Here is a 21,144-nt window from a genome sequence, read left to right on the forward strand (position 1 = left end):
CTCAAATCGTTCATGGACCAGGGCGCGTCAGGCACGCCCCAGAGTTTGTTCGACCTGTGCCTTCAGCGCCGGATCGATTTTGAGAGCACGCGCGAGCCCGTCGAGATAATTTCTCTCAGCGGGTGTATCGACCGCTATCGCCAGAACCGAAGCCATGTAAATCTGTAGCCCTACCTCCGGCGAAGTCGCGGCATTCAATATTTCTCGCAGATTCACAGGCATTGTCAGCTGTTCGGTCAGACCTCGACGATCCGCCGGACTGATACCGAGTTGATCAAGGCGTCCAGCCAAGTTGCGCTGTTCATCTTCGTCGATGACGCCGTCGGCCTGTGTCGCGGCCACCATTGCCTTGACGAACACACCTGAGAGAGCATCGGCACCCCCCGGCGCCTGCGCCGGATGAAAGCCATTGTCGGCTGGCGGCGCCACTGAAGCTGTGTCTGCTGCAGGCGATTTCGTCCCCGTTCCGCCAGCTTGCTGTGCCTGAAATCGTTTGAACGCCTGGTAGGCGAGCACGCCGATCACCGCCATGCCGCCATAGCGGGCGAGATCATTCGTTCCCGCCTTTTGTGGCATTTGCGTCTGCTGCTGCGGCGATCTCGTTGGAGCACTGCTCGCGCCGTTGCCGGCTGCTGCACCTCCAAGGAGACTGCCCAGAATATCGCCAAGGCCACCGGAGCCGGCAGGCACGGATCGGCCCGCGATGGCTCCGCCCGCCGATGCTGGGCTACCGCCTAGCAGGCTTCCCAAAATATCGCCGAGATTGCCCTCCCCGCCCGGCGCAGGCTGGCTAGGGTTTCCCCCTCCCTGCCCTGCGCGGAGCCCACCTCCCTGCAGGGCGGCTTGAAGCATCTGCTCTAGCACTGATTGGTTGCTGGCCATCGAAACTTCCTCCCGTTGATGTTGATCTGGCCCTTCAAGCCGTGAGCTTAACCGCCTTCGAAATCTCGTCCAGAGTGGCTTTCTCCGCGTCGCTCACCCGCACACCGCCAAAACCCATGAAGCCACCTTCGCTGGCTGCGTTCGCGACACGTTCACTTATGCTATAAAGCCAAGCCTTGAATCCGGCAGCGTCGTCTGGAGCTTTCGCGTCAACGAGTGCGACGGCTTGGCCGAGCGTCTCCAGAATGGCGCCTTTCATCTCGGCCGCCTGCTTGCCAGCAAGCTTGCTTTTGATCAGGCCGCGCGCTGTCGTGCGTCCCTCGGACGTCTCGAAGTCGGATACCACCGACTTGATCAAGGCATTAGAATTCGGATCGGTCTTGGCTGCAAGCAGTGCGCTGCCACTGGCCAGTCCCTCCTGGGTCATGCCGATGAGGCCGCTTGGATCGGCCAATGTGATTGCCATCCCCGCCATCATGACACTGCCGAGCACTTCGCTCCATTCCTCTGCGGTGAAATCTGTCTTGGTCGCCATGAGAAGTCTCCCGTTTCTGTCAACGAGGCCAACCGTGCAGACAGCGAGCGCCCGCAATTTATCATCGCGCCATGCGGCGCAGGAATCAATGCGAATTCGCCATAGAAAGCGCTGCATCAGCTCGAAAGATTATACTTAGTACGCATCAGGCACATGACAGGATCCGCGACTGTAACCTGCACCTGCGGAACCCGCACAACTTCCTTTTTATACGACAAAATTCACCATCGAAGCCTTGGCCAGCATCGGCGCATTCTACCGCTCTTGTTTTTGATTTCATAAAGTATTATATAACTTGTTATACAATTTGTCGCGAGGAAACATCTTGGTTGAAGATATCGTCAAATCGTTGGGCTTCCTCTGCCTCGGCAGCCGCTTCCGCCGTATCGGCGAACGCCTTCAGGCTGATACGCAGCGTATCATGGAAGAGTTCGGCGTCCCCATTCAGTCCGCTCAATATCCCTTTCTTGCGGCGATCGACCGCGCCGGCCCGCTGACCACAGGGCAACTTGCCCAAGCTGTCGGTATCACACAACCGGGCGCCACCCGCATCATCTCGCAGCTTCAAGAACTGGGATATGTCGACATGCAGACTTCAGTCGAGGATCAGCGTCGAAAGCTGGTGTCGCTGACGCGGAAGGGACGGGAACTCGTTGATTATTCGAAGCGATTGATCTGGCCGCGCATAGAACGGGCAGTAAGCGAACTTTGTGAAGATCTTTCTGGCCCGATCCTGGAACAACTGACAGCAATCGAGAGCGAGCTTGCAGATGCGCCCCTTGCCAATCGCGGCAAACTCGACAAGGGACAGAAATCATGAGCCATATTCTCGACCGCCCGGCCTGGGATGCCCTTCGAACCGTCCATTCGGCATTGGCCCAAGGCAATGAGCGTGCCCGCCGATATCCACCCTCCATCGTCCCCTTCGCCGCCGCAGCCGACAATACGGCCGAAAGCCTGGAGGCCCTGGAGAATTTGGTCACTGCCCATGAGGTCATGGCGCTCGTCGAATCCGATGCCATCACAGTTCCAAAAGGCCTGACGGTTGCTTCCGAAGCCAAGCTCGTGCAGATGATCGCCGAACAGGCCTTCGAGCGGATCAGCGACAGCAGAATCGAACTGCTGACTGAAGCCGATTCAGCCGAGATGCTCGCCTTGGCCATGCTGACCAAACCCGGACCCTTCACACTTCACGCCCAAAGCCTCGGCAACTTCTGGGGCGTCAAGATCGATGGCAGCCTTGTCGCCATGGCTGGTCAGCGGATGCGTCAGCCCGGCTTTGCCGAACTCAGCGGCCTTTGTGTCCATCCCGATTTTCAGGGTCGCGGTCTCGGCACGATGCTCTTTCGTTTCGTCGCTGGCGAGATTTCGGCAAGGAATGAGCTTGCCTACCTCCATGTCTATGCCACAAACACGCCCGCCATCTCGCTTTACAAGGCGATGGGTTTTCGCGTGCGCTCCGAGATGAACTTCGCCATCATCAAACGTCCAGATCAAGCGTGACGACGAATGCCCTCCATTTCCCGGCGCACAACTGAAATTCGCCATTGAAGCGGCGGGCCGCATCGGCTAGAAACGCTTCGCGCATGTAAGGCCAAGCCTTGTATCAGCACCCGTAGCTCAGCTGGATAGAGTGCTGCCCTCCGAAGGCAGAGGTCACAGGTTCGAATCCTGTCGGGTGCGCCAAAACACGAAATAATTTTAAAGAGATATATCGGTCGAGACAGCGCGCATTTGCAGGCAAGCAGGGGGTAGAACGGCCGCTGACTCTAGAGCAATACGTTTCCTGGATGGCTGGTTTTAAATATACTTCTGACGAAGAATGCCGTTCGGTCCCTTAAGAAAGTAGCGCGCCCATGTCCCGGCTAAAACTTTTACAGATCGCTTTGTTTGCCTTCGGTGTCGTATTCTGTCTGGTCTATCCACTCGCGATTATCTGGCCGTCAGGTTGGGCCTGGCATGATGGCCCGCCCACCGCTTCGCAGTATTTCATGATGATCGTGGGCATATACGCAACGCTGGGGATATTTCTGGTCCGTGCGTCGCGCAATCCCATAGCGCATCGGTCGCTGATAGAGTTCACGATCTGGTCGAGTGTCGTGCACGCGCTGATCATGGCGGTCCAGTCCTACAGCCCCGGCGCGCATATGGGCCATATGCTGGGCGACGTGCCGGCCTTGCTATTCGTGGCAGCGGTGCTCGCCTGGTTGACCTATTCTCACGCTGCAACGAACGACGGCTAGAGGCCGGAACGTCGGTATAGCAAGTCCGTCTACATCTGACCGCGACTTGCGGAGTCTGACGTCACTGCGCCAATCCCGGTTGAACAGTCGACGCTCGCTGATTACCCCCTGCCGACCTTCTCCAATGCAAGATCAGGGCAGTCATGACCCGGAAGCTCTCTAACCAATAAGGATGAAGGGACACTTGTCTCTATCGCATGTACTATGTTCCGCTTCAGATGGGGGTCCAATGCCGTACTCGCGTGCTGCCGCCGTAGCGGCGCTCAGTATGATGCTTTTAGGCCCGCTGCCGACGATGGCGGCGGAGCCTGTTGGTGAGGCTGTCCTTATCAAAACGGAAGTAACTGGTGGAGGCGGCCCTATCGCGGTGGATACGCCAGTCCATCGCGACGAAAGGATCAAGACCTCTCAGTCGGGCCTTGGTCAATTCCTGTTCCGTGATGGTACCAAGCTGGCGGTGGGCTGGGGCTCGTCAGTGACGATCGATAAATTCGTCTATGATGACACCAGCTCGGTCAAAAATCTGACGATCAAAGCCGCCAAGGGAACGTTTCGCTGGGTCAGCGGAAATTCAAAATCGTCGGCCTATAATATCTTGACCCCTGCCGGAACGATCGGCGTACGTGGAACCGCATTCGACTTCTACGTGGGCCCGGACGGAACCACAGCAGTCGTCCTGTTGAACGGTTCGGCACGATTTTGCGGTGCGGGCGGCTGCAAAGAACTGAAGCGCCGTTGCGATTGTGTCGTTGCCAAGCCCAATGGCCGAATAACCGATACCCGCCGCGTCGATCGGAACATCTTCAAGACGCTGGGCAGTACGAAGGCACTGCCTTTCCTGTCGGGCAATCAAAAGCTTTCAGGAGGATTGGGAATAACTGGCACAGGGTGCGGCCTTTCGATGGCAGCAGCGGAGCCCGCGGATAACGGCTCGCTTCCTCCAGCCAGGGCACCCGGTCCTGCCCCGCAAAGTCCGCGAGCTCCCGATCCGCCTGCTCCTCAGAGTCTTCGGGCTTCTGATCCGCCTGCTGCAGCACCCTCCGATGCGCCCGATCCGCCGGCTACGCCAAGGACGCCTGATACGCCATCCAAGCCGGATAAACCTGATAAGCCCGACAAGCACCATCATCATGACAGGCACCACGATAAAGACGGTCATCACCACGACAGGCATGATGATGATCGGCGCGGTAGAGATCGCCACGATCACGATAGAGGCCGCGACAACCGGGATGGTAATGGACCAAGGCACAACAGATAACCGGATCCGATCAAATGCCAGGGGACCGGTCCTTCGCTGCCGGCTGATCGATGAAGTGATCGGATCGACGCGATATACGGCGATAGAATTCCGGCAGACCACTTGTGAGTTTCACCGCCTGCAATTTTACGATCCGCAAGAATTTACGACTGCTTGAAGACCGCAACCGCAAGGCTTCGATGAGTTGGGCGTGGATAGCCCGCAGTTGCACAAATTCGGCAGTTCCGCCGATCTTTTCATCACCGACAACCGCGAAAAGCCTGGTCCGCATACTTTTCCCCTTCAAGGCGAGGGCGCCTGCTTCAAGCAAAGCATAGCCCGGCAGCATTTCGGCAGTGCTATCTGAAACAAGAATGTCGAAGCTGACCTCCTTGCACGAGGATTCGATACGCGCAGCAATGTTGACCGCATCCCCAATGGCGGAATAGTTGAAGCGTGTCTCCGCACCCATGTTTCCGACGCATGCAAGTCCGGTATGGATACCGATACCTATTCCGACTTTCTGTTCGTCTCCAAAGCCAAACGCATTATCCTGATTGAGGCGCGCGAGTGTCTCACGCATGGCCAATGCGGCATGGACCGCTTTGTTGGCATGATTGGCTACATCCACAGGGGCGTTCCAGAAGGCCATTATCGAGTCGCCGATAAACTTGTCGAGAGTCCCTTCATTGGCGATGACATGACGGCTAAGCGCATCGAGAAGCGTGTTAAGGAACAATACGACTTCTGCCGGGGTCAGGCGCTCGCTGATTTCGGTGAAATTGCGAACGTCGACGAACATAACCGTCAGTTCCCGGTCGTCTCCTCCAAGGCGCAATGCATTCCGCGTATGCTCGATACGATACAGCAGCGAAGGCGAGAGATAGTGGCCAAATGCGCGTCTGACCGCTCGGCGTTCGCGGTCGATCACCAGAAAGCGAAACGACGTCGCTGCAAAATGCGTTATCGACCCGCTGACGATTGGCGCCAAGGGATCAAACAAGAGGCCCGCGTAGAAAAAGGCTAGCCACGACGCGACAAGAGCCATGACCGTGATCAGAAGCCCACAAACCAAGGCGACGGCCGGACTAACGAAAGTCGTCAATATCACCAGCAGACTTCCCATCGCTGCGATTGACAGGATTTCGAGCCCATTTGCCCAATCCGGACGCGAGAGAAACCGTCCCGACAATATCTGCTCGACGGTTTGCGCGTGCAGCGAAACGCCAGGCACGTTCTGTCCAAGGGCAGTGGTTCGGATGTCCTGAAGCCCGGCAGCGGATGTCCCGATAAAGACGATACTGCCGTCGATAGCGTTCTTTATCTCGGGAGCGGCGCCTCCAGGCGCCAGTACCTGCTTGGCTGAAATATATCTCTCGGCGGTATCGGGGGTGATATAGAGCCATAGTTCACCCTCGGCAGTCACCGGAACAACGAATTCCCCGATTTTGACCATGGTTATGGTGTTGGGCACGTTTGTCGCGCCTGCAAGCACATAGGTAGAAGCGCCTTGGGCGACGCGCAGCGCTTCAAGCGCAAGGTTGGGATAAAGCTGTTCGCCATCGCTCAGGAAAAGCGGAACCGCGCGAACGACCGCCGAAGGGTCACCGGGATTGAGGCTGATGTGCCCAATACCGGCGGCATTGGCTTCAAATTCCGGCCGCAACGGTGTCGCGGCCTTGATGCGTGGAGGCGCGCCGGCAGGATTTTCACCTGTAAAGGCAAAGCCGGCCTTCACCTGTGGGCGATAATTCCCTTCGTTAGACAAACCAAAGCCCAGGACGACAGGTTTCCCGGCAATCGCTTGAGCAAAAATTTCATCATTATCAGGCAGTTGACCAAGCAGCGAGGGATCAATTCCGGCAACGTCCCGTACGACTGTACGCGGCGATAAACGGTCCGGCTCAGCGAAAAGAACATCAAACGCGATTGCAGATGCCCCCATTTCAGTGAGCCTGTCGACCAGGGTGGCAAGCCGGTCCCGCGGCCATGGCCACTGACCGAACTCCCGCAGCGAGGCTTCATCTATATCGACGACCTTGACGGGCAGGTTTTCGAACGTTCGTGGCGCGATGCGCTGATATTCGTCGAATGTGAGGTCGCGGGCCTGCTTCAGCAGCGGCGGGTCACTTGCCCGCAGGATCGTGAGCGCCGCTACGATCGCTAAGCCGATAAGTACGCCAACTTGCTGCGCGCGCGTCATGGATGCCGTATCAGACCCCTTCTACCGAAAGCCTGACGACAAGGAGTTCTCACCCGGAGGAGTAAGTCCGATCTGATGGCCTGCCGCCGCGCCAGAAATGGTATGCTGCATTTTTCTTGGCTTCTATGCAATCGGGACATCAGTTGCCACCAAATTGCAAAGAGTGGCGCACCCGAATGTGATTTGACGAAGGGGTTGCCGAGAGTCACGCTTCATCCTGCCCTCCCCTGGGTATAGAGGTTCGGCGCTTGACCCCCAGTCGAAAAGGTCTTTCGTCGGGCCTCGCCTCTAGCCAGCCATGAATCCGAAAACGACGTCGCACGGTTGGTGTCGTACATACAACCAAACAGAAATCACAGGCTGTGAATTCACCAAATGTTTCTTGTCGAAACATCTTGCGCGCGCTGGCACGCCAAGGGTATGATAGCCGATGAAAACCACTTCCGCTAAAACTTTACCTGCAATTGGCTCGGGCGATCGTCCTTGGCTCAAGATTCTTTCCAGCTACCGTAAACCGCACAGAGGACGCAGCGCCTTCGAACTCGCTGTTACTGTCATTCCGTTCGCTTTTTTCTGGGCATTGACCTGGGCCGCCGTGCACTATGGATACTGGTGGGGTCTGGTATTGATCGTTCCCGCAGCTGGCTTCCTGCTTCGGCTATTCATGATCCAGCACGATTGCGGCCATGGTTCTTTTTTTGCACATCGTCATACGGATGACTGGACGGGCAGAGTGATCGGCGTTCTGACTCTGACTCCTTATGATTACTGGCGTCGTACGCACGCTTTGCATCACGCTTCGGCCGGCAATCTTGACGAGCGCGGCGACGGCGACATTACGACGCTGACCGTTGCGGAGTATCGCGCACTGTCGCGCTGGGGCCGGCTTGGGTATAGGCTGTATCGCCACCCAGCCGTGATGTTCGGTATCGGGCCCATCTGGCTTTTCATCTTCAAGCAGCGACTACCCTTCGGCATGATGCGTTCTGGCTTGGAGCCGTGGGTTTCGACGATGGCGACCAATCTCGGAATAGCGGTTCTGGCGATATTTCTTATGTGGCTGGTTGGCGTCGGCCCATTTCTCCTGATCCATCTGCCGATCGTCACTCTGGCCGGCGCTGCCGGTATCTGGCTGTTCTACGTGCAACATCAGTTCGAGGAAACGCATTGGTCGTCCGGTCCCGAGTGGCAATTTGCAGAGGCCGCGCTGCATGGTTCTTCGCATTACGTGCTGCCGGGCGTGCTGCGCTGGATGACCGGCAATATTGGCATCCACCACGTGCATCATTTGTCCTCGAGGGTTCCCTGTTACCGGCTTCCGGAAGTGCTGAAAGACTATCCGGAGCTCGGCGATGTCGGCCGCATCACCATCATGGAAAGTCTTCGCTGCGTTGACCTCGTCCTTTGGGATGAAAATCGTCGCAAGCTTATCTCGTTTCGCGAGGCCAAAAAGCTGGCCTGAAGCAAGCGAAAAGCTCGGAACCATCTTCTAGGCGGGCCGTTGACTCCCTGGAAAGTGTGATGACCGTGTCAACCGGACGCGATGGCAAGGCGGACAGGAACGTTTTTCCGGTTTCCAATCCTGGCCAACGAAATGGCAGACGAGCGCCTGTCCCATCCGGTCCACGCTTTCCTTTCAAAGCTTGGAGCTACTAACGAAAGTCCGTTGCGGTCAGAACGTACATGGTTTTGCGTCCGTGGGAATAGGCCTTTGTTGCTGCGCCTTGGATCGACGCACGCGCCGCGTCGAATGCCGCGAGATAATCGTCTTCGGCTGATTCCGGCGTCGGTGATACTTTGGCAAAAACGTCAATATCAACAAAGAACGGTACCTGGAAAAGTCCGTCGTAGCCGATGAAGCGCACGCGCTGGCCCGCCGCATCGTAACTGCGACTGCGATTAGGAAAACTTAATGCCATCATCGATACCGATCACTACTATTTCTAATATTATTCCGACTAGTCGCCCGCTTATATTGCGATTAAATTTGACTTATGGGGCCCTTTTCCAGAATATCATTCTACCATAAATACTGATTGAGCGGCCATTTATTTAAAACATTTAATTTTTTATTTGACGCTCATGACAACACAATTAAAGCCCAAACTGTAATACTCGGTCCGAATCGAATTTGACCAGTGGGCTCCTTGAGAAGGTCGAATAGTTCGCCCCTTCACGGACGCAGAGTTTTAATGCGACACAATGAATATCTATCCACCGTCTCCGCCGGAGACTGTGTGACCAAAGCAAATCATCTACCAGGAGAATTTTCGATGAACATGCATCGACGCTACAAGACGCCCGATATACCAAGCCATCGCTTTGCGGTCGGCCAGAAAGTCCGCATGAAGGGCTGGGGCGGCAACAAGGTGAAATCGACGGCTACGTTCGAAATTATGGCAACGCTACCCGCGGCGGGTGGTGCCTTGCAATACCGCGTCCGCGATAACGATGAGAAACACGAACGAATCGCGACCGAGGATAATCTCGAGGCTGCTGACATGTGGAGTACCAAGGAGCGCAGCAGTTTCGATCGGAAAGAAGAATCTTGACGGCTGGTCCCGATGCTGAAATTCTCGTTGTTGAAACGGTGGGCCGATGATTATCAAAGAGATGACGCAGCAGGAAATCCGGGAATTGCTCGAAAGAGCGACGATCGGCAGGTTGGCGTGTGCAAAGGACGATCGACCTTACATCGTGCCGCTGACTTTCGCTTATCATTCCGTGTTTCTCTATTCATTCACGACCGCCGGGCAGAAAGTCGACTTCATGCGCGCAAATCCGCATGTCTGCGTTGAATTCGATGAGATATCCGCGACGAACAATTGGCAGAGTGTCATTGTGACGGGCAAGTTCGAGGAACTTACGAAGGAACCCGATCATATCGACGGCAGAAACACAGCCCATGCGCTTTTGAACAAGAGCGCCGAATGGTGGCAGCCTGCTTATGTGAAGACCGTCATTCGAGACCATGAACGGGCCCTGGAGCCGGTTTACTTCCGTATTTCGATACTGGAAACCACCGGGCACAAGGCTGTCAAAAGCGAATAGGCCTGTGTAACCAGCAATAAAGTTTATTCAGTCAGGCAATAGACAGTTGCTGCTTGTTTGGCGACCCTGCCAGCCGCATGACAACCAGCCCCATGAGCGGGAATATACCGCCGATCCAGCCGAGATATTCGAGGCCGATATTGGCAATGACCAGCCCGCCGATCATCGAACCGAGTGCAACGCCGAGATAAAGCGCCGAGTAGTTGAGCGACAAAGCCAATGGCGCGCTTTCTGGTGCGATGGCCAGAACCCGGCTCGCCTGCGCTGGCGGGAACATCCAGGCGATGACACCCCAGATCACCATGATTGCGATGAGAGCCGGACCGGCAATATTGTCAGGCAATTGCATGATCCAGCTCACGGCCATCAGCACGATGGCGTTGAGCACAGATGCCGTGATGACAGTTTTCTTCGCTCCGAGACGATCCGAGAGCTGACCCCCAAGGATATTTCCAAGAGCAGCACCGATCCCGAACGTCAGCAATACGACTGGCATCATTGAATGGCTGAGTCCGACGCCTTCGACGGCGATAGCCGCTACATACGTGTAAACCGCGAATGCGCCGGTCATGTAAAGCAGCATCGTCAAGAGCGCCGGCGCTAACCCAGGATGACGAATGACGCCAAGGCGTTGCGCCAGGGTCAATCGATCTGCATAGAGTCCGCGCGGCACAAGGAACCAGACGATCAGGGTGGCCAACGCTCCTATCGAAGCGATGAAGAAATAGGTACCGCGCCACCCTGCCAGGTCGCTGATGAAGGCGCCAAGCGGTGCGCCAAAGGCAACTGCCAGCGTCGTGCCACCGACAATTGCAGCGATGGCACGCGCACGGTGATGTGGTTCAGAAATGGCGACTGCCGTCGCCTGAGCCGTGGCTGCATAAAGCCCCGCCATTACAGCGATCAACACACGCGCGGCCATAAGGAGGAGATATGTCGGTGAAACGGCCGCAAGAATTGCGCCTGCCACAAATATGAGAGCGCTGCCTGTCAGGACGTTACGCCTCTCGAATGCACCTGTGAGTGCAGCAGCGATCGGGGCGCCGATTGCATAAGCCAAGGCATAGGTCACGACGAGGTAGCCGGCCTGCACCAAGGTTACGCCCGTGTCTCCGGCGATTTGCGGCAGGAGGCTGGCGACAACGAAACCCTCAATGCCGATTGCAAATGTGCCAAGCGCCAATCCGACGAGACGAATATCCATGGGAGCACCTTAATGTTCAATGATCCTTGAACTAATGAACCCACTCTCTCCGAGTGTCAAGAATAAAGTTCAACAAATATTGAACATTGAAATCTCTCCTGACAATTGCTATTAAAACTCCCATGACCGATTATCTCCCGCACCCGCCCGTCGAGTACATCGCGCTGCCTGCCGTCTTGACCGCACTTGGCGATGAAACGCGCCTTGCGATCATCGCCATTCTCGCCCGTAACGGCGAACGGGCAATGACTTGCGGCCAGTTTCTGCAGTTCGGCTCAAAGACCGCAATCAGCTATCACGTAGCAAAGTTGCGTGAGGCCGGTATCATCCACGTTCGGCCCGAAGGTACCAAACGGCTACTGACACTTCGACGCAGCGATCTGGAAAGCCGGTTTCCTGGTTTCCTCGACACGGTGATCGCCTCTACTGCAGCAACACTGCCGTACAACAGCCCTGACATGCCGGAAGCGGCTCAATTTGCGGGAGAATAGAAATGGACATCAAGCCATCCGGATCGGTCCCGACGCGCCGCGCTTCATCCGACTGGTTCTCCGGCACCGTCTGGGTAGAGCCGATTATCGATGCAGGCGCACCGGCACGACTGCAAGCAGCTGTTGTACGCTTTGAGCCTGGTGCGAGAACCGCATGGCACACGCATCCTCTCGGTCAGACACTGCACGTAACGTCCGGATCGGGTTTAGCGCAGGTTTGGGGTGGGCCGATACAAAAGATCAAGGTCGGTGATACGGTATGGATTCCGCCTGGTGAAAAACACTGGCACGGCGCTGGTCCCGAAAATTTCATGGTCCACATCGCAATGCAGGAAGCCTTGGACGGTAAAACCGTCGAATGGCTGGAAAAGGTCTCCGATACGCAATATTCCGGCCAGGATTAATCTGGTAGTATAATATCTGCAGTGCATGTGAAAGGAACCACCATGGCGTTCGAAGACATCAAGGCCCGGATCGCGCTTCTGGTCGAAGAGATGGTACGACGGCCAACGGATGCTCATGAAATTCACGAGACACTGCGCGAACACCTCAACGAGTTGAAGGCCATGGGCATGCCGCTGCCCGATGACCTTGTTGCGCTTGAGAAGCGCTTGGAAACAGACTTCGACTCTTGAACATCGCACTATAAAAAGCGCTTGGGATGGTCTCTGAGCAGATTGCTCAGATCGTCGTGGTCTGTTCGTTGGCCTCTTATGGCCCGGCCATCGTATAGACCGATGTCCCTGAGCATATGATCGGAAAAATCCTCGGTATCCATATTGGCAGGCTGACTTTCGTCGTTGTCGGGCTTCCATGGATTTGCAATTCGACTCCACCATGAAGCGTGGCTTGATAAGCGCGATGTGCATGCTACAGGGTTCATAACTTGGACTCCAAATGTTGTGACGTGTTGCGTCCCCGTTGTAGATGCGCCCTTCTGCGCTTGTTTTCCAACAAAACGCCGAGTAGCATGCATAAGGACAGCTTATGCGAGACTATTGATGAATCTGCCTCCCCTAGCCGCTATTCGCGTCTTTGAAGCTGCCGCGCGTCACGGCAGTTTTACCAATGCTGCGGAAGAACTCGGAATGACGCAGGCAGCAGTGAGCTACCAGATCAAGCTCCTGGAAGAGAGAATCGGGGCAGCGCTTTTCCTGCGCCGGCCACGCCAGGTTATCCTGACGGAAGTCGGAGCGCGGCTTGCGCCGGTAATCAGCGAGGCGTTTGACATGATGCGTGCGGCAATTGCCGCGACCCGTGAAAACGCCGATGGTATTCTTACGATCACAACCATTCCGACATTTGCAGCAAACTGGCTTGTGCCACGGCTGGGTTCATTCCAGTTGGCGCATCCATCCCTAGCGGTCCGGTTGCAGGCAACACGTGAGATAATCGATTTTGCCCGCCAGGACGCTGATATCGGCATACGCTCGGGCGGCGGACGTTGGCCCGGCATGGTTTCCCACAAGATTTTTGGGGCCGACTTCGCACCCATGCTCAGCCCTGCGCTTGCAGCAACGATTGGCGGTGTAAAAACACCTGCGGACCTTCTGAAGTTGCCGATCGTAGATCCGAGCGATCCATGGTGGAAAATATGGTTTGCAGCGGCGGGAGTGGCAGAACCCGATCTACGCGGTAATCCGCTCAGCCGGTTCGGCGATCAGCACCTGGAGGGAAAAGCGGTGATCGCGGGTCAAGGTGTCGGCATTCTCACACCGGTCTTTTATGAGACGGAGTTGAAACAAGGCCAACTTATCCAGCCATTCGATATTGTCGGCAATGACGATCATTTCTATTGGCTGGTTTATCCCGAAGCGCGGCGAAATGTGCCAAAGATCCGGGCGTTTCGCGACTGGTTGCTGGAACAGTTGGCGGATCAATAAAAACCGGGCGGAACAAAATATTCCGCCCGTTGGATTGCTTAAAAAACGGCGAGATAGCGCAGCAATGAAATAATACCGATCACCACGACGATGACCCGCACGATCTGTTTTGCACGGGCATCCAAAGGCAGCATCTGGACAAGATAAAGAACAAGAAAGATCACCAGAACGGTGATCAAAAGACTGATCAGTATGGACATTTCAAACTTCCTGTTTTCGGGATCAAGGCGAGTGTAGCTCAATACAACTCACAGTTGGGTGATTTGGTTCCCCTGAGCAGAAGTTGAAACCTTGCATTTCCTGCAACCTTTCATTGTCTGCTTGGATATCTGCTGCTAGGTTCCAGCGCACTCCCGCCTCACCAGGATATCTCCGATGCGCTCATTGTTTCACCTTGCCTATCACGTCACTGATCTCGATGATGCGAGGCGCTTTTACGGTGGAGTTCTCGGATGTGAAGAAGGCCGCAGTACCGACACCTGGGTGGATTTTGACTTCTTTGGCCATCAGATTTCATTGCATCTGGGCAAGCCTTTCGAAACAACAAATACCGGCAAGGTCGGCGACCACATGGTGCCAATGCCGCATCTCGGGGTAGTGCTGCCGCTGGATGACTGGAATGCCCTGGCTGACAGGCTGAAACAGGCGGACGTCGATTTTGTCATGCCGCCGGTTGTGCGATTCAAGGGTGAGCCCGGCGAGCAGTGGACGATGTTCTTCCGCGACCCCTCAGGCAATCCGATCGAGGTCAAGGGTTTTGCCGATTTCGCCAGCGTCTACGCGAAATAACGCCCGTTCATCGTGGAAGTACAGCAGTCCAACCTGAAAGCAGCGTTCTGGATGACCGGTTCGCTCACCGCCATCCTGCTCATGGCGATTTCCGGCCGCGAAGCCTCGAGGGAGCTCAACGTTTTCCAGATCATGGAAATGCGCTCGGTCATCGGACTTGCGATGCTCTATCCCTTGATACGCTCATCGGGTGGTTTCAGGGCTATGAAGACCGCGCGTATCTGGCAGCACCTCGGACGAAACACAGCGCATTATGCCGGGCAGTTTGCCTGGTTGCAGGCCCTGTCGATGATCCCGCTTGCACAGGTCATCGCCATTGAATTCACGACGCCGGCCTGGACAGCGGTAATGGCTGTGGCCTTTCTTGGCGAGCGATTGAACATCTGGCGGATCCTGACGATTGCCCTCGGTATCATCGGCGTCATCATCATCGTCCGGCCTGGCATAGGCACAGTGGAGGTGGGTCAGCTCATCGTGCTCGGTGCTGCCCTCACCTTCGGCATATCGTTCACGATGGTCAAATCGTTGACCCGAACGGACAGCGTCGTGAAGATCATTTTCTGGATGTTGATCATCCAGTCGGCGATAGGCCTTCTGCCCGCCATCTATGTCTGGCACTGGCCTTCATTTCATATCATGCCTTGGGTGGTGATCATTGCTTTCACCGGCACGTTTTCGCATTTTTGCATGGCGAAGGCCTTGCAGTACGCCGATGCGACCGTAGTCATTCCCATGGACTTCTTGCGCGTGCCGCTGACGGCTGTGCTCGGCTGGCTGATCTATTCCGAACGGATTGATGTTTTCACCGCTCTTGGTGCGGCGCTTATCCTTTCGGGCAATCTCCTTAATCTCAAAAATCGCACCCCTGCGCCAATAGGGGCGTAATTTCCCGCAAATTCTTTCGTCTTACCCGTTACTATAGGCAATAGGACTTCCTACATAGCCATAGGAAGGACATAAATATGCGGGATGATAATCGTTCGACGGCGGACACATCTCAATATCTTGATTGATATATACAATATTATAGCAATCAGTGTCTTGCGCAGTGCAGCGACTCATCCGACACTGTGTCCATTCGGCATGCAATCCTCTGAGCGAGGGGCGGCCCCTTCAGCTCAGATTCCACTGAATTTGCACGTGGCTGGAGGTAAACATGACTACGCAAGCTTCTGACGTATTTAGCCTCTTCTCTGAGATCTACAGCAGCGAGAAGCAGGAAGAGATGAGCCTGCAGGAATATCTCCTCGCTTGCCGCAATGATCCAAAGATGTTTGCCACCGCTTCTGAACGAATGGTGGACGCTATTGGCGAACCAACCCTGGTCGATACCAGCGATGACGAACGTCTCGGCCGGATCTTTCTCAACCGCACCATCAAGATCTATCCAGCCTTTGCCGACTTCTACGGCATGGAGGACACGATCGAACGGATCGTCGGTTATTTCCGCTATGCCGCCCAGGGTCTCGAGGAGCGTAAGCAGATACTTTATCTGCTGGGCCCCGTTGGTGGCGGCAAGTCTTCGTTGGCCGAGCGGCTCAAGCAACTCATGGAACATCGGCCCATCTACACGCTGAAGGCCGGGAACCAGATCAGCCCCATCTTCGAATCTCCGCTGGGCCTTTTCCATCCGGAGCGAATGTCCGGCCTGCTCGAAGACAAATATGGAATTGCCCGCCGCCGCCTCAACGGTCTGATCTCACCATGGGCCACAAAGCGGCTTGACGAGTTTGCTGGCGATATATCCAAATTCAGCGTCGTCAAAATTATGCCATCGCGACTGCGTCAGATCGGCATTGCCAAGACGGAACCTGGCGACGACAACAATCAGGATGTCTCGTCGCTGGTCGGCAAGGTCGATATCCGCCAGCTCGAAAATTTCAGCCAGGCCGATCCTGACGCCTATTCCTTTAGCGGCGGCTTGAACCGGACGACGCAGGGCATGCTTGAATTCGTCGAAATGTTCAAAGCGCCGATCAAAGTGCTGCATCCTTTGCTGACGGCAACGCAGGAGGGTAACTACAACGGGACCGAGAATTTCGGTGCTTTCCCGTTCCAGGGTATCATTCTGGCACACTCGAACGAATCCGAATGGCTGCAATTCAAGAACAACAAGAACAACGAAGCATTCCTTGATCGCATGTCGGTGGTCAAAGTTCCCTATTGCTTGCGGGTCACCGAGGAAAAGCAGATCTACGAAAAGCTGCTGCGTGAGAGCGAGCTCTTGAATAACCCATGCGCACCCGAAGTGCTGGAGATACTTAGCCGATTTACGGTCTCCACGCGTATGGCGGAGCATGAGAACTCGCCGCTCTATACCAAGATGCGCGTTTATGACGGCGAAAATCTCAGAGAGTCCGATCCGAAAGCCAAATCCGTGCAGGAATATCGCGATGCAGCCGGTGTCGATGAAGGCATGAATGGCATCAGCACACGATTTGCCTTCAAGGTACTTTCGGAAACCTTCAACTACGATACCAAGCAGGTGGCGGCCGATCCGGTGCATCTCATGTATGTGCTGGAGCAGGCAATCAAACGAGAGCAGTTTCCCCAAGAGATCGAAGCGAACTATCTCGATTTCATCAAGACTGAACTCGCCTCGCGCTATGCCGAATTCATCGGCCACGAAATCCAGAAAGCCTATCTGGAATCCTACAGTGAATATGGTCAAAACCTGTTTGACCGCTATATCGCCTATGCCGACGCGTGGATCGAAGATCAGGACTACAAGGATCCAGACACGGGGCAGATACTCAACCGGGGCATTCTCGACAGCGAATTATCGCAGATCGAAAAGCCTGCGGGCATCGCCAATCCAAAGGATTTCCGCAATGAAGTGGTGAAGTTCACCCTGCGTGCCAAAGCCAAAAACAATGGCCGCAATCCATCGTGGACGAGTTACGAAAAGTTGCGCGAAGTCATCGAGAAGCGCATGTTCGGTCAGGTCGAGGATCTGCTGCCAGTTATCAGCTTTGGCTCGAAGAAGGATGGCGCCACCGAGAAGCAGCACACGGAATTCGTCCAGCGTATGGTCGAACGCGGTTATACGGAGCGGCAGGTTCGCCGCCTGGTCGATTGGTATATGCGGGTGAACAAGGCCGGCTGACGACCGCCGAAGAAAGGTGCGTGAATGCCGAACTTCATTGATCGTCGCCTGAACCCGAAAGACAAGAGCCTGAGCAATCGCCAGCGCTTTCTGAGGCGTGCGCGCGTGGAGCTGAAGCGGGTCATTAACGAGAAAATATCGACTGAGAAGATAACGGATGTTGATGCCGGGCACGCCATTTCACTGCCGGTAAGTGGCACCAGCGAGCCCAGCTTCGCGCCGGATCGCGCTACCGGCCGCCGTGAATATGTCTTGCCAGGCAATCGGGAATTCGTTCTGGGCGATCGCTTGCCAAAGCCAGGTGCGGGTGGAGGCGCGGGTGCTGGCAAAGGCGGCGCGGCGGATCTCGAACTCGAAGACGATTTCCGTTTTGTGCTGTCGCGTGAGGAGGTTCTCGATCTGTTTTTCGAGGATCTGGAACTTCCGGACATGGTCAAGTCGAGCCTGAAGGAAGCCATTGCTTTCAAGCCTCGTCGCGCGGGCTTTACGACTGCCGGAGCCCCGACGAATATCAATGTCGGGCGGTCCATGCGCAACAGCTTCGGCCGGCGTATTGCCCTGAGGAGACCGAAGCAAGCCGATCTGGACGCCATTGCGGACGAGATAGCGGTACTGGAGGCGGAGGCTAAACCAAGTGCGGTATCAAGCGAACGCCTCGCGGGATTGCGCCGGGACCTTGAGGTACTGCAACGGCGGCGCAAACTGGTGGCCTACATCGATCCCGTCGATATTCGCTTCAACCGCTTCGAGCCCATGCCCGTGCCGAATGCCAATGCGGTCATGTTCTGCCTGATGGATGTTTCCGGTTCCATGGGCGAGCGCGAAAAGGATCTAGCCAAGCGATTTTTCGTCCTTCTGCATCTGTTTCTCAAGCGGCGGTACGAGCGCATCGATATCGTCTTCATCCGTCACACCCATCAGGCTCACGAAGTGGATGAGGAGACATTCTTCCACAGCACACAAAGCGGTGGAACGGTCGTGTCCACAGCGTTGGAGGAAATGCGGCACATCATCGAGGAACGTTATCCCAGCAGGGACTGGAACATTTACGCGGCCCAGGCCTCGGATGGCGACAATCTGACGGGTGATTCCGAAAATTGCGTCAATCTTCTGAACAACGAGCTCATGAAGCTTTGCCAATATTATGCCTATGTCGAGATTCTGGATGAACGGGAAAGCGCCATATTCAGGTCTACGGACAATGGCACCTCGCTTTGGCGCTCCTATCGCCTTGTCGGAAAAAACTGGCGCAATTTCCAGATGACGCGAATAGCCAAGCCCGGCGACATATATCCAGTGTTCCATCAGCTTTTTGCCAAGCAACCAAAAACAGCGAGAAGCGGTTGAAGGGCAACGGCGAATGAACAAGCGCGCAGACACCTCGAACCTTCTGTTTCAGAGTTCCGAATGGAATTTCAACACGCTGTACCGCACTTATGACGCGATCAAGGAAATTGCGCTGGATGAGCTTGGTCTTGATGTCTATCCCAACCAGCTGGAGATCATTTCATCCGAGCAGATGCTGGATGCCTATTCCTCCAATGGCATGCCGCTGATCTACCGGCATTGGTCATTCGGCAAGCATTTCGTTTATGAAGAGCACCATTATCGCAAGGGGCATCGTGGGCTTGCATACGAATTGGTCATCAATTCCAATCCCTGTATCACCTATCTGATGGAAGAAAACACCATGTCGATGCAGACATTGGTGACCGCACACGCGGCCTTCGGCCATAATCATTTTTTCAAGAACAACTATCTGTTCAAACAGTGGACGGATGCCGATGCCATTCTGAATTATATGGAGTTTGCCAAAGGCTATATCGCACGCTGCGAGGAAAGATACGGCCTCGCTGCCGTGGAGCCCATTATCGACGCCGCCCATGCACTCATGGAACAGGCGGTGTTCCGGTATAATCGGCCTCCACGCAATTCGCCCATGAAAGAGCGTGCGCGGGTCCGCGATCGGCTGGAATACGAGGAGCGCGCCTTCAGCGACCTATGGCGCACCCTGCCCCAGCGCAAGGCCGACGAGGACCCTACCGAAACAGAGCGGGACTTATCTGAGCGCAAGAAGACACTCAATCTTCCGGAGGAAAACCTTCTCTATTTCATCGAGAAGAACAGCATCATCCTCGAACCATGGCAGCGGGAAATCCTGCGTATCGTTCGCGTCGTCGCGCAATATTTTTACCCGCAGCGCCAGACAAAGGTGATGAACGAGGGCTGTGCCACGTTCGTCCACTACACGATCATGAATATGATGTTCGACAAAGGGCAGCTCAGCGAAGGCAATCTTCTGGAAATGCTGCACAGCCACTCCAACGTCGTATTCCAGCCCGGGTTCGATGATCCACGCTTTTCCGGTCTCAACCCTTATGCGCTCGGTTTTGCGATGATGCAGGATATCGAACGTATCTGCACCAAGCCTACCGCAGAGGATCGCGACTGGTTTCCAGAGTTTGCCGGCAACGGCGACTGGCGTGGAACACTGCTCGACGCCTGGGCCAATCACCGCGACGAATCGTTTATCCTGCAATATCTGAGCCCAGCACTCATCCGCAAATTTCGATTGTTTGCGCTTGAGGACGAGACCAAGGAAAATCACTACAGGGTTGCGTCCATCCACAATGAACGCGGTTATGAGAGTATCAGAAGCACCTTGGCACGGAGCTATGATATTGGCGTGAACCAGCCCAACATCCAGGTCGTCGATGTGGATTTTCGCGGCAACCGGCATCTTCACCTGCAACATACGGTGCGGGACGGCATTGTTCTCGACGAGCCCGCACGCAGCGCCACCCTGCGGCACGTCCGCCGCCTTTGGGGTTATGATGTCAGCCTTGTCGGGGTCGAAGCAGGCTCGGAAAAGACCCTTTACGAAACCTCTTCCAGTAAGCTCGCGGAATAGCGCCAGCACCTATTCTACAACCCGTGGACACGGCGATGCATCCGGCGTATCTTCGCTGAGGATTTGACGAGAGCGCAGATGCTCTCCTCCGACTTTTCAGCTCGTGTCAACTCCACTTTTCCCCCTGCCCCAGCCACCCTCGAGGAAGCCATGGCCTATAACCTTAAGATTAACGGAACCGCTCATAGCGTGGACGTCGATGACGACACACCGCTGCTTTGGGTAATACGCGACGTGCTCGGCATGACCGGCACAAAGTTCGGCTGCGGCGCCGCCCTTTGTGGGGCGTGCACTGTCCATATCGACGGCGTAGCAACACGCTCCTGCATTACTACCGTCGACAGCATCGGCGATAGCGCCATCACAACAATCGAAGCGATCGGAGAGACGCCGCAAGGAGCGGCACTGCAAAAAGCCTGGCTAGACCTTGAGGTCGTTCAATGCGGCTACTGTCAATCCGGCCAACTCATGTCGGCCGCCGCCCTGTTGACGGAAACGCCGAAGCCCACCGACGAAGACATAAACAGCGCCATGTCCGGCAATGTCTGTCGTTGCGGCACCTATCAGCGCATTCGCGCCGCCATCAAGCAAGCAGCGGAGGCCTGA

Annotated in this window: 23 protein-coding genes and 1 tRNA gene; 18 read left to right on the forward strand and 6 right to left on the reverse strand. The window is 55.6% G+C overall.

The genetic code is table 11. The features are described 5' to 3' along the window. Positions 1–27: 27 nt before the first annotated feature. Both LB462_RS11075 and LB462_RS11080 read right to left on the reverse strand, forming a co-directional pair. The gene (locus LB462_RS11075) at positions 28–882 is read right to left on the reverse strand and encodes a tellurite resistance TerB family protein (protein WP_224507817.1); all 855 of its coding nucleotides are present in this window, start codon (positions 880–882) and stop codon (positions 28–30) included. A gap of 34 nt (positions 883–916) precedes the next feature. Next, a complete protein-coding gene (locus LB462_RS11080; protein WP_224507818.1) occupies positions 917–1,417 on the reverse strand; it encodes a hypothetical protein in 501 nt (166 codons plus the stop codon). Between the two features lie 325 nt (positions 1,418–1,742). On the opposite strand from LB462_RS11080, the gene LB462_RS11085 reads away from it, so the two are divergent. The 5 genes from LB462_RS11085 to LB462_RS11105 all read left to right on the forward strand — a co-directional run bounded on the left by LB462_RS11085 (position 1,743) and on the right by LB462_RS11105 (position 4,921). Beyond that, complete coding sequence (locus LB462_RS11085; protein WP_224507819.1) at positions 1,743–2,237, forward strand: MarR family winged helix-turn-helix transcriptional regulator; 495 nt, start codon at positions 1,743–1,745, stop codon at positions 2,235–2,237. Then, positions 2,234–2,920, forward strand: coding sequence for a GNAT family N-acetyltransferase (locus tag LB462_RS11090; RefSeq protein ID WP_224507821.1), 687 nt, complete (start codon positions 2,234–2,236; stop codon positions 2,918–2,920). Before LB462_RS11085 ends, LB462_RS11090 begins: the two co-directional genes overlap by 4 nt. Before the next feature lie 106 nt (positions 2,921–3,026). Beyond that, positions 3,027–3,103: transfer RNA gene (locus LB462_RS11095), tRNA-Arg, on the forward strand. A gap of 170 nt (positions 3,104–3,273) precedes the next feature. Next, complete coding sequence (locus LB462_RS11100; RefSeq protein ID WP_224507823.1) at positions 3,274–3,660, forward strand: DUF6632 domain-containing protein; 387 nt, start codon at positions 3,274–3,276, stop codon at positions 3,658–3,660. A 229-nt stretch (positions 3,661–3,889) separates the two neighbouring features. After that, complete coding sequence (locus tag LB462_RS11105; protein ID WP_224507825.1) at positions 3,890–4,921, forward strand: FecR family protein; 1,032 nt, start codon at positions 3,890–3,892, stop codon at positions 4,919–4,921. A 10-nt stretch (positions 4,922–4,931) separates the two neighbouring features. Here the strand turns inward: LB462_RS11105 and LB462_RS11110 are convergent, their stop codons facing one another. Continuing rightward, complete coding sequence (locus LB462_RS11110; protein WP_224507827.1) at positions 4,932–7,103, reverse strand: CHASE2 domain-containing protein; 2,172 nt, start codon at positions 7,101–7,103, stop codon at positions 4,932–4,934. A 430-nt stretch (positions 7,104–7,533) separates the two neighbouring features. Between LB462_RS11110 and LB462_RS11115 the strand changes: the two genes are divergently transcribed. Beyond that, positions 7,534–8,565 (forward strand): fatty acid desaturase, encoded by a 1,032-nt coding sequence (locus LB462_RS11115; RefSeq protein WP_224507829.1) that lies wholly within the window; start codon positions 7,534–7,536, stop codon positions 8,563–8,565. Positions 8,566–8,755: 190 nt separating this feature from the next. On the opposite strand, the gene LB462_RS11120 is transcribed toward LB462_RS11115, so the two are convergent. Beyond that, entirely contained in the window at positions 8,756–9,022 is a 267-nt protein-coding gene (locus tag LB462_RS11120) for a DUF1488 family protein (protein WP_224508235.1), read from the reverse strand. Between the two features lie 354 nt (positions 9,023–9,376). On the opposite strand from LB462_RS11120, the gene LB462_RS11125 reads away from it, so the two are divergent. Both LB462_RS11125 and LB462_RS11130 read left to right on the forward strand, forming a co-directional pair. Then, the gene (locus LB462_RS11125) at positions 9,377–9,655 is read left to right on the forward strand and encodes a hypothetical protein (RefSeq protein WP_112526771.1); all 279 of its coding nucleotides are present in this window, start codon (positions 9,377–9,379) and stop codon (positions 9,653–9,655) included. Between the two features lie 46 nt (positions 9,656–9,701). Then, on the forward strand, positions 9,702–10,154 hold the full coding sequence (locus LB462_RS11130) for a pyridoxamine 5'-phosphate oxidase family protein (protein ID WP_224507831.1): 453 nt from the start codon (positions 9,702–9,704) through the stop codon (positions 10,152–10,154). Between the two features lie 31 nt (positions 10,155–10,185). On the opposite strand, the gene LB462_RS11135 is transcribed toward LB462_RS11130, so the two are convergent. Then, the gene (locus LB462_RS11135) at positions 10,186–11,358 is read right to left on the reverse strand and encodes an MFS transporter (RefSeq protein WP_224507833.1); all 1,173 of its coding nucleotides are present in this window, start codon (positions 11,356–11,358) and stop codon (positions 10,186–10,188) included. A 122-nt stretch (positions 11,359–11,480) separates the two neighbouring features. Between LB462_RS11135 and LB462_RS11140 the strand changes: the two genes are divergently transcribed. The 4 genes from LB462_RS11140 to LB462_RS11155 all read left to right on the forward strand — a co-directional run bounded on the left by LB462_RS11140 (position 11,481) and on the right by LB462_RS11155 (position 13,732). Then, positions 11,481–11,849, forward strand: coding sequence for an ArsR/SmtB family transcription factor (locus LB462_RS11140; protein ID WP_224507835.1), 369 nt, complete (start codon positions 11,481–11,483; stop codon positions 11,847–11,849). A gap of 2 nt (positions 11,850–11,851) precedes the next feature. Beyond that, positions 11,852–12,253, forward strand: coding sequence for a (R)-mandelonitrile lyase (locus LB462_RS11145; protein WP_224507836.1), 402 nt, complete (start codon positions 11,852–11,854; stop codon positions 12,251–12,253). Between the two features lie 42 nt (positions 12,254–12,295). Beyond that, positions 12,296–12,484: a hypothetical protein gene (locus tag LB462_RS11150; protein WP_112526856.1), complete on the forward strand. Its 189-nt coding sequence runs from the start codon at positions 12,296–12,298 to the stop codon at positions 12,482–12,484. A gap of 366 nt (positions 12,485–12,850) precedes the next feature. Beyond that, on the forward strand, positions 12,851–13,732 hold the full coding sequence (locus LB462_RS11155; protein ID WP_224507838.1) for a LysR substrate-binding domain-containing protein: 882 nt from the start codon (positions 12,851–12,853) through the stop codon (positions 13,730–13,732). A gap of 38 nt (positions 13,733–13,770) precedes the next feature. On the opposite strand, the gene LB462_RS11160 is transcribed toward LB462_RS11155, so the two are convergent. Further along, complete coding sequence (locus tag LB462_RS11160) at positions 13,771–13,932, reverse strand: Thivi_2564 family membrane protein (RefSeq protein WP_112526786.1); 162 nt, start codon at positions 13,930–13,932, stop codon at positions 13,771–13,773. A 175-nt stretch (positions 13,933–14,107) separates the two neighbouring features. Here LB462_RS11160 and LB462_RS11165 point away from each other — a divergent pair, with 175 nt between their 5' ends. From LB462_RS11165 to LB462_RS11190, 6 genes are all read left to right on the forward strand, one after another. Continuing rightward, positions 14,108–14,521 (forward strand): VOC family protein, encoded by a 414-nt coding sequence (locus LB462_RS11165; protein ID WP_224507840.1) that lies wholly within the window; start codon positions 14,108–14,110, stop codon positions 14,519–14,521. 51 nt (positions 14,522–14,572) lie between these two features. Further along, positions 14,573–15,406 carry a DMT family transporter gene (locus tag LB462_RS11170; RefSeq protein ID WP_224507842.1) on the forward strand — a complete coding sequence of 278 codons (834 nt, stop codon included), beginning with the start codon at positions 14,573–14,575 and terminating at the stop codon, positions 15,404–15,406. A gap of 271 nt (positions 15,407–15,677) precedes the next feature. Continuing rightward, entirely contained in the window at positions 15,678–17,627 is a 1,950-nt protein-coding gene (locus LB462_RS11175; RefSeq protein ID WP_114427936.1) for a PrkA family serine protein kinase, read from the forward strand. A 24-nt stretch (positions 17,628–17,651) separates the two neighbouring features. Next, on the forward strand, positions 17,652–18,974 hold the full coding sequence (locus LB462_RS11180) for a YeaH/YhbH family protein (protein ID WP_224507845.1): 1,323 nt from the start codon (positions 17,652–17,654) through the stop codon (positions 18,972–18,974). Between the two features lie 13 nt (positions 18,975–18,987). Next, positions 18,988–20,538 carry a SpoVR family protein gene (locus LB462_RS11185; protein WP_224507846.1) on the forward strand — a complete coding sequence of 517 codons (1,551 nt, stop codon included), beginning with the start codon at positions 18,988–18,990 and terminating at the stop codon, positions 20,536–20,538. A 150-nt stretch (positions 20,539–20,688) separates the two neighbouring features. Continuing rightward, positions 20,689–21,144, forward strand: a complete 456-nt coding sequence (locus tag LB462_RS11190; protein WP_224507848.1) for a (2Fe-2S)-binding protein — start codon at positions 20,689–20,691, stop codon at positions 21,142–21,144.

Origin of the sequence: Phyllobacterium chamaecytisi (assembly GCF_020164455.1) — a bacterium.
Taxonomy (GTDB): domain Bacteria; phylum Pseudomonadota; class Alphaproteobacteria; order Rhizobiales; family Rhizobiaceae; genus Phyllobacterium; species Phyllobacterium chamaecytisi.

Coding starts and splice junctions, on each gene's coding strand:
- LB462_RS11190 (WP_224507848.1), top strand. CDS start 20,689: ATGGCCTATAACCTTAAGATTAACGGAACCGCTCATAGCGTGGACGTC.
- LB462_RS11135 (WP_224507833.1), bottom strand. CDS start 11,358: ATGGATATTCGTCTCGTCGGATTGGCGCTTGGCACATTTGCAATCGGC.
- LB462_RS11160 (WP_112526786.1), bottom strand. CDS start 13,932: ATGTCCATACTGATCAGTCTTTTGATCACCGTTCTGGTGATCTTTCTT.
- LB462_RS11105 (WP_224507825.1), top strand. CDS start 3,890: ATGCCGTACTCGCGTGCTGCCGCCGTAGCGGCGCTCAGTATGATGCTT.
- LB462_RS11110 (WP_224507827.1), bottom strand. CDS start 7,103: ATGACGCGCGCGCAGCAAGTTGGCGTACTTATCGGCTTAGCGATCGTA.
- LB462_RS11145 (WP_224507836.1), top strand. CDS start 11,852: ATGGACATCAAGCCATCCGGATCGGTCCCGACGCGCCGCGCTTCATCC.
- LB462_RS11165 (WP_224507840.1), top strand. CDS start 14,108: ATGCGCTCATTGTTTCACCTTGCCTATCACGTCACTGATCTCGATGAT.
- LB462_RS11150 (WP_112526856.1), top strand. CDS start 12,296: ATGGCGTTCGAAGACATCAAGGCCCGGATCGCGCTTCTGGTCGAAGAG.
- LB462_RS11170 (WP_224507842.1), top strand. CDS start 14,573: ATGACCGGTTCGCTCACCGCCATCCTGCTCATGGCGATTTCCGGCCGC.
- LB462_RS11115 (WP_224507829.1), top strand. CDS start 7,534: ATGAAAACCACTTCCGCTAAAACTTTACCTGCAATTGGCTCGGGCGAT.
- LB462_RS11090 (WP_224507821.1), top strand. CDS start 2,234: ATGAGCCATATTCTCGACCGCCCGGCCTGGGATGCCCTTCGAACCGTC.
- LB462_RS11100 (WP_224507823.1), top strand. CDS start 3,274: ATGTCCCGGCTAAAACTTTTACAGATCGCTTTGTTTGCCTTCGGTGTC.
- LB462_RS11125 (WP_112526771.1), top strand. CDS start 9,377: ATGAACATGCATCGACGCTACAAGACGCCCGATATACCAAGCCATCGC.
- LB462_RS11120 (WP_224508235.1), bottom strand. CDS start 9,022: ATGGCATTAAGTTTTCCTAATCGCAGTCGCAGTTACGATGCGGCGGGC.
- LB462_RS11130 (WP_224507831.1), top strand. CDS start 9,702: ATGATTATCAAAGAGATGACGCAGCAGGAAATCCGGGAATTGCTCGAA.
- LB462_RS11185 (WP_224507846.1), top strand. CDS start 18,988: ATGAACAAGCGCGCAGACACCTCGAACCTTCTGTTTCAGAGTTCCGAA.
- LB462_RS11140 (WP_224507835.1), top strand. CDS start 11,481: ATGACCGATTATCTCCCGCACCCGCCCGTCGAGTACATCGCGCTGCCT.
- LB462_RS11175 (WP_114427936.1), top strand. CDS start 15,678: ATGACTACGCAAGCTTCTGACGTATTTAGCCTCTTCTCTGAGATCTAC.
- LB462_RS11075 (WP_224507817.1), bottom strand. CDS start 882: ATGGCCAGCAACCAATCAGTGCTAGAGCAGATGCTTCAAGCCGCCCTG.
- LB462_RS11080 (WP_224507818.1), bottom strand. CDS start 1,417: ATGGCGACCAAGACAGATTTCACCGCAGAGGAATGGAGCGAAGTGCTC.
- LB462_RS11155 (WP_224507838.1), top strand. CDS start 12,851: ATGAATCTGCCTCCCCTAGCCGCTATTCGCGTCTTTGAAGCTGCCGCG.
- LB462_RS11180 (WP_224507845.1), top strand. CDS start 17,652: ATGCCGAACTTCATTGATCGTCGCCTGAACCCGAAAGACAAGAGCCTG.